This is a genomic window from Variovorax sp. PDC80 (assembly GCF_900115375.1).
GTDB lineage: Bacteria > Pseudomonadota > Gammaproteobacteria > Burkholderiales > Burkholderiaceae_C > Variovorax.
Map to the genome: position 1 here is coordinate 43,588 of NZ_FOWG01000007.1, position 11,654 is coordinate 55,241.

An 11,654-nucleotide genomic window follows, 5' to 3' on the forward strand; every position below is an offset into this window, starting at 1 on the left:
CCATGACCACCGCCCTGTTGAGTTCCGAGGCCGCACCGCTAAAGGCGAAGCCGCCGCGAGCGCGCCGCATCAACCCGCTGGCCTCGCCGCGCGTGCAGTCGATCCTCCTGCTGATCACGCTGCTCGGTTCGTGGGAAGGGGCCGTGCGGTTGTTCAAGGTGCCCAGGCACCTGGTGCCGCCGGTCAGCGACATCGCGATCGCGCTGTGGCGCGGCCTCGCCACCGGGCCGTTCGCGAAGGACGGCTTCTGGTACCACGGCGGCATCACGCTGGCCGAGATCCTGCTGGGCTTCTTCGTCGGCGGCGGCATCGGTCTCGCGATCGGCATCGTGGTCTCGCAGATGCCGCGGCTCGAGCGCCTGCTCGAGCCCTACGTGGCCGCGCTGCAGAGTGTGCCCAAGGTGGCGGTGGCGCCGATCATCGTGGTCTGGCTGGGCTTCGGCATCAGCTCCAAGGTGATGATCATCTGCCTCTTGACCTTCTTCCCGGTGCTGGTGACCAGCATCGCGGGCTTCAAGGCCGTGGACCCGGACCGCATCGACCTGCTGCGCTCGCTGTCGGCCACGCCGTGGCAGATCTTCCGCAAGGCCAAGTTCCCGAGCGCGCTGCCCTACATCTTCGCGGGCCTCAACATGGCCGCGGCCTTCAGCGTGGTCGGCGCCGTGGTGGGCGAGTTCGTCGGTGCCCAGGCCGGGCTCGGCGTGCTGATCCTGCAGATGGAAGCCCAGGCCGACAGCGGCGGCAGCTTCGCCGTCTGCGTCGTGCTCTCGGTGATCGGCATCGCGCTGACCAGTGCCCTGCGCCGCGTGCAGCAGCGCGTGCTGCACTGGATGCCGGCCGATGCCTCGCAGCGCACGGTCAACGTCTGATCCCTTCCTTCCCCTTTTTCTCTTGCCATCTCTAAACGTCCGGCGCGACGCCGGTGAGGAGCGAACCATGTGGACACGACGCGATTTCGGCCTGGGCCTCGGCGCCCTGGGATTGACGGGCAGCCTGCCGGCGCTGGCGCAGAAGCTGCGCGTGATGAAGGTGGCGAACACCGCTGGCGTCAACGATCCGCAGCAGTGCTTCGTGACCGCGGGCCAGCATCCGCGGCTGAACTTCTACAAGCCCGAGGGCGTGGACGTCGAGTACGTCAACATGTCGAGCATGACGCAGGCGCTGCAGAGCCTGCGCGCCGGCCACGTCGACTACGGCCCGGCCGTGCCCGGCATCCTGCTGCCCGCGATGGCCAAGGACCCGGGGCTCGACCTCGTGAGCGTCTACAAGTGGCTGCCGCGCAATGCCAACGTCGTCGTTGTCAAGCCCGGCAGCCCGATCCGCTCGGTGGCCGACCTCGCGGGCAAGCGCATCGGCGTGCGCAGCCAGGGCGACACCGGCATCGTCGTCACCCGCACCATGCTGGCCGAGCTGGGCCTGAAGGACGACCGGTGCGAGTACATCGCCATCGGCGACGGCGCGCCGGCCGGCGCGGCGATCGACAACGACCGCGTCGATGCGATGGTGGCCTTCGACACCGCGGCCGCGCGCGTCGAGCTCGTCGGGACGAAGCTGCGCTATGTGCCGCTCACGCCGAAGTTCGCGCAGTTCGGCTCGGGCTGGCTGTGCGTGCCGCGCGAGCTGTTGATGAAGGAGCGCAAGGCCCTGGTGGGCCTGTTCCGCGGCATGGCCAAGTCCACCCTGTTCGCGCACCACAACCTCGAGGCCGGCATCGACCTGCACTGGGCCGTGTATCCCGAGAGCCGGCCCAAGGGGCGCAGCGAGGACGAGGCGCGCAAGGAGCTGGCCTTCATCCTCAAGGACCGTCGCAACAGCTGGATGCGCCGGCCCGACGATCCCGATCAGCGCATCGGTGCCTCGTCGCTGGCCGAGTGGAAGTCCAACATCGAGATGGCCGTGGACGGCAGCAAGAACCCGAAGCTGGCCGACGAACTCGGCGACCCGAACCGGCTGTTCACCAACGAGCTGATCGACGAGGTCAATGCCTTCGACAGGCAGGCGGTGGTGGAGATGGCGAAGTCGTTCAGGCTGTAGTCGACCCGGCTCAAGCCATGTAGCCGAGATCGCGGATGTCGGCGCGCACCGACTCGCGGTCGGAGCCGTACAGCGGCAGGCTGGCCAGCAGCTCGAGCCGCCGCCGCATCGAATAGAGCGTCTGCAGCGCCTTGTGCGCCGCCTCCTCGGGATCGGCGATGGCGGCCGTATCGGGATAGGCCCACAGCGCGGTATGGGGCTGGCCGGGCCAGGCCGGCTGCAGGCGGTCGATGTCGGCATCGAGCGCGATCACGAACTCGGCCTCGAAGCCGCGCGCGGGCACGAACTCGTTCCAGCCACGCGGCTTGATCTCGGGTAAGGGAATACCCGCGGTGCGCAGCGCCGACACGGCCGCCGGATCCACCGCTGCGCCAATGCGCAAAGGCTGACCGCAGGAGCGTGCGTGGAAGCGTTTCTCGGCGATGTGGGTGAGACAGGCCTGCGCCATGACGCTGCGCAGCGTGTTTCGTCGGGAGACGAAGAGCACGTTGATTTTTCTGTGCATGACCACGGAATGTAGCGCGGGCTTGGCTGGCTTGCTCGGAGCGCGATTCGATGGTCGCTTGTGCGGCGGACCGTGCCGGGTCTTGTCCATCGCGCGGCCTCGGCGCCTCGGTGGGCGCGCCAGTCGAGCTAAGACGTTGCTTTGCAACGCGAACTGGTAGGACGCACCCCATTGAGCAGGCCGGCGCAGGCGTCCACCAAGTCGTCGAAATGATGCAGCAAGGTATCTGGCGCGAGTTCGGCCGCCGGAATTTCGGTGTAGCCGAAGTCGACAAGAATCAACGGTGTCCCGGCCGCTCGGGCGGCGCCGGCATCGGCGTCCGCGTCGCCGACCATGACGGTGCGAGCGAGATCGCCGCGCACTGCCGCCACAGCTTCGATCAAGTGGGCCGCGTTGGGCTTCATCGCGGAGACGGCATCCATCCCCACCACGCCGTCGAACAATCCCACCATGTCGAGCTTGGTCAACAAGCTGCGCGACAGATCGGTGGGCTTGTTCGTGCAGACGACAAGCTTGGCGCCAGCTGCCTTCAAGGTCTTCAGGGCGTCGATCACGCCCGGAAACGGACGGCTCTCATCTGCAACATGAGCGCCGTAGTGGCTGATGAATCGACCAAACAGTGCAGCCGCGCGGGCAGACGGATCCTCCGCACCGGCCTCGGCAAGACCCCACTGCAGCGGCCAACGGGCGCCGCGACTGATGAAGGGCCGCGCCTGGTCGTAGGCCAAGGGCTTGAAGCCCTCCGGGATCAGGACCGCGTTCACGGCACCGATCAGGTCGGGAGCCGATTCGACAAGGGTTCCGTCGAGGTCGAAAGCGATGGTCGATCCGTGAAGGGCGGCGAGGTTGGTCACTGTCAGGCTCCTCTTCCGGCTAAGTCAACTGGAAACAGAGCTTGGTTGTAAAGTTCTTCAAGTCAGAAGCGCGCGGTGCGCGGCCAGAGAACGACGAGTAAGCGGGCCAAACGTCACCTCATTGGAGACGGAGGCAACGCATTGCCGTAAGCAGCGATGAGCAGGATCCGCATCATCCCTTGGATGCCACGCCTGTACGACCTTTTCCGATGGTACGACGACAGGTAGCTTAAAGATCTCAAGCCCTAGTGCCTTCACTACGGTGCGAGCCAATGGCTCGGGCACGCAAGCAATCATTGTTGATCGCGCCGTGGCCAGTAGCGCACCGTACGCACTCGGTACGGTCAGGATGGGATGACGGGCGAAACCTGCCTCTTCAAGGACGACGTCAATCGATTCTGATACGCGCCCGCGTTGGGCGATGGCTACATGCTTGTGCGATGCGAACTTCTTCGGTGTCATACGCGACGACAGCAAGGGGTGGCCAGCCTTGACGACGCCGACGACGTGCTGTTCGTAGAGCAAGGATGTTTGAATCTCAGGCCCGCGGTCGATGAGCACCCCTACATCTAGATCGATGCGCCCGTCGCGTAGAGCTGATGCATCGCTCTCACTCTCGGGGACAAAACGAAGCCTGATGAGTGGCATGCTCTTGTGCATTGCTTCGAGCAAGGCCGCGCCGTAGACGATTCCCATGCCCTCCGGAGCCCGAATCGTGAACTCTCGCTCGATCTCGGCCAATGGCACACCGCTCCCAGGCCGCATCAGGTCCTTGGCCTCTGCCACAAGCCGCCTTACCGATTCGCGCATCGCGCTGGCACGCGGCGTCGGTACCAGCTTCCGGCCGGCGCGAACGAGGATCGGATCGTCCAGTGCAACCCGAATTCTTGCCAGTGTGTGACTCATCGCCGGCGCGCTCAAATGCATCCTTTCAGCAGCGCCATTGACGCTCTGTGTACTTAGCAATGCGTCCAATGCTGCGAGTAGATTCAAATCCATGAATTCGTTTCATGCAGATATGCTGTTCAAACAATGCACTTTACACAGTTATTGGCGTCATCGAAACTCGCGCTGCCTGTGATCGAAGTTGGACCGCAACACTCCTTGACCAACGCTAAAAAATACGGGATTGGAACATGGTCATTCGGGCGTGAACGTCTCTCATCAGACGATCCCGATGTTCGGCTGCCCTTTCCCACCTGAACCCCGGTTCGGGATAGCGGCCCGATCTCCTTCACAGACACCAGCCCATGAAACGCAAGGGTGCTTGCGTCTATCTGCATGTCTTCCAGCCTTGGAGAATCCGTTGAGTCCATTGATTGCCAGCCGTACTTCGCTTGCCACCTCGCTCATGCGAGCAGTTCATTCGCGCGTCGACCCTGCGCCACTTTTTAACGATACGTGGGGAGACCGCCTTGTTCCGGCGTCGGCAAAAGCAGCCTTGCGACAGCGCGTAATTGATCGCATGGGGACACGTATCTCGGTGGAAGTCGAAGCCGGCAATGAAGCTCTCGATCTTGGTCTTCGAACTAATGCTGCCTATGCGGACGTGATCCTTCGTTCCCGATACACGGAAGACGTACTCAAGCGCGCGGTTGCGCGCGGCGTTCTTCAATACGTCATCATCGGCGCCGGGTTCGATAGCTTCATCTGCCGTCGTCCGGCATGGGCGGAGGGCATAACCGTCATAGAAGTGGATCATCCCGCGACACAGCGCCTGAAGCGCGCACGTTTGGAAGCATGTGGCGTTACCCTTCCCCGTTCGGTGGAGTTCGTTGAAGCTGACTTGTCCATGGACGCATTGGGGACCGCTCTGGCTCGATCCTCTTTTCAAGCCGACCGCCTCACTTTTTTCTCCTGGTTGGGCGTGACGATGTATCTGACTCGGGAAGCAAACCTCAGCAGCCTTCGGTCGATCGCCACATGTGCGCCTGCGGGAAGCGAATTGGTCTTCACTTATGTTGATGAAGCCATTTTTCGTCCAGATTACCCTGTCGACGAATCGCTTCGCAGGCTTGCAAGTTCGGTGTCCGCTTCGGGAGAGGCGTTTCTATCCGGGTTTGACCCCTGCACTATTGGCGATCTTCTGCTCGATGCGAGGCTATTTCCAATCGAGGATCTCGATGGGAATCAAGTTGCTGCTCGCTACGATGCCGCGGGGCAGAACGCGTTTCGCACAGCCGCCGCAGCGCACATCGTCCACGTACGCGGAATGGGGTCGTGATACGTCAAGAGCCGGTTGAAGAAATAGGCCGAACCAGTCTTCCATGTGCCAGGTGGTAGTCACGCGACCGTCCTTGATTGCATGGAACTCGTGCAGGCGGAAGCTCACGTGCTTCCCGGTCGCCGCGACTCCGAAGATGGAGCCATGATGCGTCCCGCTCATCTCCGAACGGAACCGATCTCGCCGGGCTCCTGCATCATGTCGTAGAGGCTGATCTTCAATTCCGGGGACGCCTGTGCAAGGCCGCGGATGATGGTCTTGAGGCCTTCTGGTCCCGCGACCTGTCCGCTCGCCCAAAAGATGTCTTTCCATTCCGGGGCGAAGGCTCGAAACTCCGGTGTGACTAGTCAATAGACCGGAAGCGCAAAGTCCTCTTCGACCTTTCGTGCCTGCGCCGCAGCGCTCGGCTTCAACAGCGCCTGGATCCGCGCGCTGCCGAAGAACCGTTGCAAGATGCGAGCGATGGCGATCCCGAACGGCGTCTTCACGTGCATCAGTCGAATGAGCCGAGGGCTCAACTCCCGCTGTGAACGCTCGGCGTACGGTCGAAGGATGCGTTCATAGGTATGGAAGGCTTCGGCGTGGGTCGAGCGTTGCTTGATCTCCCCAGCCAGGACGTAGGCTCCAACGAGCGCCAGGGCCGTGCCCTTGCCCGTGAACGGCGTTGGGCAATGCGCCGCGTCGCCCAGCAAGACCAGCCGGCCTTTCGACCAGACCGAAGCTTGTACCTGGCTCATCGGCCCAAAGTAGAAGTCCTGTACCGTGTCCAGCTCATCGACGATGCGATCGGCGACGGTGCCTCGGCCTTCCAGAGCTGCGCGAAGCATGTCCCGCCGAGACCGCGACGACGGCCTTTGCGAGTCCGGCGCACCGACCGGAAAGGTGAGCAGCACCGTGGTCTGCGTCGGCCCTCCAGGCCTGAGGTTGATCATTGTTCCGCCGACACCGTTGACGGAGCAGGCCCACAGATCGTCTTCCGGACGCCGGGGAATCTTGAAGAACGCCATGTAGGCGCCGAGATAGCGCAATCGCGTCTCCTGCGCGAGGACCAGATCCCTTGTCGACGAGCTCAGTCCGTCCGCGCAGATCACCAGCTCGAACACCTCCGTCGAGCCATCGACGAAGGTCACCCGCGCACCATCTCCAATTTCTTCGATGGCGCTGACGTATGTGCCGAAGCGGTAGTCGCAGGCGCCGCGGGTTGCATCGAAAAGAACACGTGCGAAGTCGCCGCGGAGGATTTCGAAATCGCTGGTCAAGCTGCCGAAGCCCCCTTTGGGAAAGACAGCCACCACCTTGCCGGCCTCGTCCAGCCACTTCTGCCCGCACTCCTGCGTGTTGCGAGCCTCGATCTGCGCCGTCAAGCCCATGCGCTCGATGACCTGCTGTCCGGCACCCTTCACGTCCACGTTCTGCCCACCATCCCTGAACCCACCGGCCTTTTCGACGACGACCACGGAGAAACCGTGCTGGCTCAGCCACCAGGCACACGCCGGACCGGCGATCCCGCCGCCACATATCAAGATTTTCTTCCTCGGGTTCATGGTGACTGTTCTCTTGGTTGCGATAACAACCAGCACGTTATGTGGACCGTCACCTGGCCACAAGGATCCGACATGCCATGATCTATTGAATTCTTGCCACTCGGGTCTAGCGCCCTTCAGAGTTCCCCGATGCCTGTTTTCAACGATGCTTCTTCAGTCGATTGGGAGGATCCCGACCTCGTTCCACGACCGGTGATCACGATCGGAGCCACGGGCGTGGACATGTCGGCGGCAGCAGCCGAGGACGACTCGCATCGGGTCGACAGCCGCAAGGAAGCGAACTTCCACCACCATCGAAAAGGCCAGTTCCTGCTTTGGATGCGCGGCGTGCTCACCTGCGAGGTCGCCGGCGGCTTGTGGCTTGTGCCACCTGGAAGCGCCATCTGGGTACCCGGCGGTGTGGAGCATCGAATGGAGGTGGCCGGCACGGTCGAGTGCTATGTCGTCTACGTCGATCCCGCGGTGGGCGGCGAGTTGCCGCGAGACTGCTGCACCTTGTCGACGACACCGCTGCTGCGTGAGTTGGTGATCCGGTCAGCGGCATTGCCCATGCGTTACGAGGAGGGAGGCATGGCATCGAGGGTGACGACGCTCCTGCTCGACGAAATGGCCTTGGCGCAGCCCGGTCGGGTTCATCTTCCTCTGCCGACGGACAAGCGACTTCGCAAACTGGTCGAGTGGATCATGGCGAATCCATCCGATCCCGGGAGCATCGTGTCCTGGGCGCACCGAATGGATATCGGTCCACGCACCCTCTCACGCCTGGTGTCCCGAGAAACCGGCATGAGTTTCGGACGCTGGCGCAGGCAGCTTCATATTCTGTTGGCCCTGCAATGGATGGCCAAGGGGGCGACGGTCCAGGATGTCGCGGATGGCCTCGGCTACCAGAATGCGAGCAACTTCGTGGTCATGTTTCGAAAAGTGCTTGGACAGACACCGGGACGCTACTTGCAATCGAACGATTGATGCCATGAAGCCGGTTGGTGATCTTCGGCGTCTCCCGATCTCACGTTCGTTCACCCGCATTCGCAAGCCCAGCGTCATTCCTCACCTCCAAAAGCCACTCACTGAACTGCGCAAGCGCCGGCAAGCTCGCACTGTGCTCCGGATAGCACAGCTGATACGACCGCCCCGTCGCCGACTCGATGTCCGACAGCGGCACCAACTGCCCCGCATCGAGCGCCGCACGAACCATGAAGGCCGGCAGCAGCGCCACCCCGATGCCCGCGATGGCCGCATGCAGCGACATCGACAACAGGTCATAGCTCGGCCCGGCATGCAGCTCGGGCAGTATCTCGTCGGCGCCCGCAGCCTGCCGCAGCCACAGAGCCCACGCACCGGGCAGCGAGCTGTTGTGGATCAGCGTGAGTTCGGGCGGCGCCTGCCGCAACACGGTGGCGAAATCGTCGCCGCTCCAGCGCGCCGCCAGGCCAGGACTGGCATAGGGCCGCACGGTCAGGTCGAGGACGGGAACCGCATGCAGGCCCGGCACCGGCGCGCCCACCACCATGATGGCCGCGTCGATCCGGCTCGCGGTGAAATCGACCGGCCCGAGATAGGTCGAGAGGTCGAGCGTGATGTGCGGATGCGCGTTCACGAAACCCGACAGCCGCGGCGCGAGCCAGTAGTTGCAGAACGAGGAAGGGGCGGAGAGCTGCAGGCGGCCGCCGCGGCCCTGGTGCAGCGCGATGTCGGTGGTGGCGCGCTCGAGCCGCAGCAGCAGGGGCCGGACCTCGGCCAGGTAGGCTTGCCCCGCGGGCGTGGCCACCAGCGATTCGCGCCGGCGCTCCAGCAGTTGCGCGCCGAGCCGCTGCTCGAGGCCGATGACTTGGCGGCTGATGGCGCCCTGCGTGAGATTGAGCGCCTTGGCGGCGCGCGTGAAGCTGCCCAGCCTTTCACTGGCTTCCAGGCATTGCAGCGCGATGGTGGAGGGGAGGCGAAGCGGCATCAGCTTTTTGCATGCGAGCAGGAGTTATTTTCGATTGTGGCGCTCGCCGTGGGCGTCGATCCTCGGGCATCGTGCTTTCTGGAAGGATGCAAGCCATGTTGGAGACCGGGATCGATCGCGGCCGGCGCCGCGCGCTGCTGTCGGCGGCCGCGCTGGCGGCCGGTTCTTGGCGCATCGCGCGCGCCGCCGCTTACCCCGAGCGGCCGCTGCGCTTCGTCGTGCCCGGCGGCGCGGGTGGCGCGCCCGACCTGCTGTGCCGCGTGATGGGCGCGGCGCTGGCCAAGGGGCTCGGGCAGGCGGTGGTGATCGAGAACCGGCCGGGCGCGGGCGGCATCGTCGGCATCTCCGAGGTGGCGCGCGCGGCGCCCGACGGCTACACGATCGGCTATGCCAACGTGGGCACGCTCGCGATCAACAAGTCGCTTTACGCGAGGCTGCCCTACGACCCCGACCGCCAGCTCGCGCCGGTCGCGATGACCGGCTTCGTGCAGAACGCGCTGGTGGTGCGCAACGAGCTGCCGGTGAAGACCGTGGCGGAACTGGTGGCCCACCTGCGCGCGCATCCCGGCAAGCTGACCCTGGCCTCGGCCGGCAACGGCACCACCAGCCACCTGGGCGGCGAGCTGTTCAAGAGCATGACGGGCACCTTCATGCTCCACGTGCCCTACCGCGGCAGCCTGGCGGCGATCCAGGACCTGATCGGCGGCGGGGTCGACGTGATGTTCGACAACCTGTCGTCGATCAGCCCCTTCATCGCCTCGGGCCGGGTGCGCGCGCTGGCGGTCACGGGGGCTCATCGCTCGCCGCTCTTTCCGGCGCTGCCGACGGTGCAGGAGGCCGGCGTGCCGGGATACGAAAGCGTGGCCTGGGGCGGCGTGGTGGTGCCGGCGGGCACGCCCGCCGAGGTGGTGGCGCGGCTCAATGCCGAGTTCAACGCGATGATGAACGACGCCGAGGTGCGCGAGCGGCTCGCGCGGCTGTCGCTCGAGACCGCGAGCGGGCCGCCCGAGCGGCTGTTCGAGCTGGCGCGGCGCGAGACGCCGGTGTGGGCCGCGGTGATCCGGCGCGCGAACGCCCGCGTCGACTGATGCAGCCGCTCGACCTGGTCATCGAGGGCGGCGACGTCATCGATGGCAGCGCGGCGCCGCGCGTGCGGCAGGACGTGGGCGTGCGCGATGGCGTGATCGAGCGCCTGGGCGACCTGCGCGCCGTGCCCGCGCACCGGCGCATCGATGCCCGTGGCCGCATCGTCGCGCCGGGCTTCATCGATGCGCATGCGCACGACGACCGGCTGCTGCTCGAGCCGCCCGCCGACCGCCATCCGAAGCTGATGCAGGGCGTGACCACCGTGGTGGCCGGCAACTGCGGCTGGAGCCTGGCGCCGCTGCGCATTCCCTTCGAGCGGGTGCCGCCGCCGCTGCGCGAATTCATCGGGCGCGACGACCGCCGCTTTGCGCGCTTCGGCGACTACCTCGATGCGGTGCGCGAGATCGGTCCCGCGACCAATGCCGCGTTCCTGGTCGGCCACACCACGCTGCGCGCGCAGCATGTGCAGGACCTGGATCGCGCCGCCACGCCCGCCGAGACCGCGGCCATGGCGCGCGAGGTCGAGGAGGCGCTCGAGGCGGGCGCGATCGGCCTGTCGACCGGCGTCTTCTATGCACCGGCACGCGCCGCCACGGCGCACGAGATGACGGCGGTGGGCGCGCCGCTGCGCGCGCACGGCGGCCTGATCGCGATGCACATCCGCGACGAGTCCGATGCGATCGACGAAGCGCTGCACGAGGCCCTCGGCGTGGGCCGTGCGCTTGGCGTGCCGCTCGTGATCTCGCACCACAAGCTCACGGGCCTGTCGAACCACGGGCGTTCCGCGTCCACGCTGCGCCTGCTCGCGCGGGCCGCAAAGGGGCAGCCGGTGTGCATCGACTGCTACCCCTATGCCGCTTCTTCCACCCTGCTGATTCCCGCGCGCGTGAGCCAGTCGGCGCGCGTGCGCATCACCTGGTCCGAGCCGATGCCGCAGTACACCGGGCGCGAGCTCGCGGACATCGCCGCCGAGATGGGCCTGGGCCTCGAGCAGGCCGCGCAGCGCCTCTGCCCGGCCGGCGCGGTCTACTTCTCGATGGACGAGGCCGATGTGCAGCGCATCCTCGCGGCGCCCGGCACCATGGTCGGATCGGACGGCCTGCCGAACGACGTGCAGCCGCACCCGCGGTTGTGGGGCGCCTTTCCGCGCGTGCTGGGCCACTATGCACGTGACCTCAAGCTGTTCGCGCTCGAGACCGCGGTGCACAAGATGACCGGCCTGCCGGCCGCGCGCTTCGGCCTCGCGGGCCGCGGCCGCATCGCGGCGAGCTGCGCGGCCGACCTCGTGGTCTTCGATGCCGCGCGCATCGCCGACCGCGCGAGCTACGACGATCCGCTGGCCGCGCCCGCCGGCATCGACGCCGTGCTGGTCAACGGCCGCGTGGCCGTCGCGCACGGCGTGCTGATGGACGCGCACGCGGGCATGGTGCTGCGCCGCGGCTGAAGCGCGGGGCCGCGG

At 65.7% G+C, this 11,654-nt stretch carries 11 protein-coding genes and 1 pseudogene; 6 read left to right on the top strand and 6 right to left on the bottom strand.

Translation table 11 applies throughout. From position 1 onward, the window contains the following. Nucleotides 1–2 precede the first annotated feature (2 nt). Both BM109_RS20420 and BM109_RS20425 read left to right on the top strand, forming a co-directional pair. Complete coding sequence (locus BM109_RS20420) at nucleotides 3–869, top strand: ABC transporter permease (RefSeq protein WP_177239410.1); 867 nt, start codon at nucleotides 3–5, stop codon at nucleotides 867–869. A gap of 67 nt (nucleotides 870–936) precedes the next feature. Continuing rightward, nucleotides 937–2,034, top strand: coding sequence for an ABC transporter substrate-binding protein (locus BM109_RS20425; protein WP_177239411.1), 1,098 nt, complete (start codon nucleotides 937–939; stop codon nucleotides 2,032–2,034). A 10-nt stretch (nucleotides 2,035–2,044) separates the two neighbouring features. On the opposite strand, the gene BM109_RS20430 is transcribed toward BM109_RS20425, so the two are convergent. The 3 genes from BM109_RS20430 to BM109_RS20440 are packed head-to-tail and all read right to left on the bottom strand — an operon-like array spanning nucleotide 2,045 to nucleotide 4,392. After that, nucleotides 2,045–2,629 carry an arsenate-mycothiol transferase ArsC gene (locus BM109_RS20430; RefSeq protein ID WP_256222676.1) on the bottom strand — a complete coding sequence of 195 codons (585 nt, stop codon included), beginning with the start codon at nucleotides 2,627–2,629 and terminating at the stop codon, nucleotides 2,045–2,047. Between the two features lie 38 nt (nucleotides 2,630–2,667). Continuing rightward, nucleotides 2,668–3,393 carry an HAD-IA family hydrolase gene (locus BM109_RS20435; protein ID WP_093346323.1) on the bottom strand — a complete coding sequence of 242 codons (726 nt, stop codon included), beginning with the start codon at nucleotides 3,391–3,393 and terminating at the stop codon, nucleotides 2,668–2,670. A 57-nt stretch (nucleotides 3,394–3,450) separates the two neighbouring features. Next, nucleotides 3,451–4,392: a LysR family transcriptional regulator gene (locus tag BM109_RS20440; protein WP_093346325.1), complete on the bottom strand. Its 942-nt coding sequence runs from the start codon at nucleotides 4,390–4,392 to the stop codon at nucleotides 3,451–3,453. 307 nt (nucleotides 4,393–4,699) lie between these two features. Here BM109_RS20440 and BM109_RS41630 point away from each other — a divergent pair, with 307 nt between their 5' ends. Then, nucleotides 4,700–5,617, top strand: a complete 918-nt coding sequence (locus BM109_RS41630) for a class I SAM-dependent methyltransferase (RefSeq protein WP_256222678.1) — start codon at nucleotides 4,700–4,702, stop codon at nucleotides 5,615–5,617. A gap of 75 nt (nucleotides 5,618–5,692) precedes the next feature. Here BM109_RS41630 and BM109_RS41810 read toward each other — a convergent pair. Both BM109_RS41810 and BM109_RS20455 read right to left on the bottom strand, forming a co-directional pair. After that, nucleotides 5,693–5,929 (bottom strand): annotated as a pseudogene (locus BM109_RS41810) (hypothetical protein); the annotation flags it as partial. 35 nt (nucleotides 5,930–5,964) lie between these two features. After that, entirely contained in the window at nucleotides 5,965–7,161 is a 1,197-nt protein-coding gene (locus BM109_RS20455) for an FAD-dependent monooxygenase (protein WP_093346332.1), read from the bottom strand. Nucleotides 7,162–7,290: 129 nt separating this feature from the next. Here BM109_RS20455 and BM109_RS20460 point away from each other — a divergent pair, with 129 nt between their 5' ends. Further along, nucleotides 7,291–8,127: an AraC family transcriptional regulator gene (locus BM109_RS20460; RefSeq protein WP_093346334.1), complete on the top strand. Its 837-nt coding sequence runs from the start codon at nucleotides 7,291–7,293 to the stop codon at nucleotides 8,125–8,127. A 40-nt stretch (nucleotides 8,128–8,167) separates the two neighbouring features. Here BM109_RS20460 and BM109_RS20465 read toward each other — a convergent pair whose 3' ends face one another. Beyond that, nucleotides 8,168–9,109, bottom strand: coding sequence for a LysR substrate-binding domain-containing protein (locus BM109_RS20465; RefSeq protein ID WP_093346336.1), 942 nt, complete (start codon nucleotides 9,107–9,109; stop codon nucleotides 8,168–8,170). A 95-nt stretch (nucleotides 9,110–9,204) separates the two neighbouring features. Here BM109_RS20465 and BM109_RS20470 point away from each other — a divergent pair, with 95 nt between their 5' ends. Together BM109_RS20470 and BM109_RS20475 are read left to right on the top strand one after the other, a co-directional pair. Further along, entirely contained in the window at nucleotides 9,205–10,197 is a 993-nt protein-coding gene (locus tag BM109_RS20470) for a Bug family tripartite tricarboxylate transporter substrate binding protein (protein WP_093346338.1), read from the top strand. Beyond that, nucleotides 10,197–11,639 (top strand): N-acyl-D-amino-acid deacylase family protein, encoded by a 1,443-nt coding sequence (locus BM109_RS20475; RefSeq protein ID WP_093346341.1) that lies wholly within the window; start codon nucleotides 10,197–10,199, stop codon nucleotides 11,637–11,639. Before BM109_RS20470 ends, BM109_RS20475 begins: the two co-directional genes overlap by 1 nt. The last annotated feature ends 15 nt before the right edge of the window (nucleotides 11,640–11,654 follow it).

Bases quoted from the DNA above. Each gene is read 5' to 3' on its own strand.
- BM109_RS20460 (WP_093346334.1), top strand. From the start codon at position 7,291: ATGCCTGTTTTCAACGATGCTTCTTCAGTCGATTGGGAGGATCCCGAC.
- BM109_RS20470 (WP_093346338.1), top strand. From the start codon at position 9,205: ATGTTGGAGACCGGGATCGATCGCGGCCGGCGCCGCGCGCTGCTGTCG.
- BM109_RS20440 (WP_093346325.1), bottom strand. From the start codon at position 4,392: ATGGATTTGAATCTACTCGCAGCATTGGACGCATTGCTAAGTACACAG.
- BM109_RS20475 (WP_093346341.1), top strand. From the start codon at position 10,197: ATGCAGCCGCTCGACCTGGTCATCGAGGGCGGCGACGTCATCGATGGC.
- BM109_RS20420 (WP_177239410.1), top strand. From the start codon at position 3: ATGACCACCGCCCTGTTGAGTTCCGAGGCCGCACCGCTAAAGGCGAAG.
- BM109_RS20425 (WP_177239411.1), top strand. From the start codon at position 937: ATGTGGACACGACGCGATTTCGGCCTGGGCCTCGGCGCCCTGGGATTG.
- BM109_RS20465 (WP_093346336.1), bottom strand. From the start codon at position 9,109: ATGCCGCTTCGCCTCCCCTCCACCATCGCGCTGCAATGCCTGGAAGCC.
- BM109_RS20455 (WP_093346332.1), bottom strand. From the start codon at position 7,161: ATGAACCCGAGGAAGAAAATCTTGATATGTGGCGGCGGGATCGCCGGT.
- BM109_RS20430 (WP_256222676.1), bottom strand. From the start codon at position 2,629: ATGGACAAGACCCGGCACGGTCCGCCGCACAAGCGACCATCGAATCGC.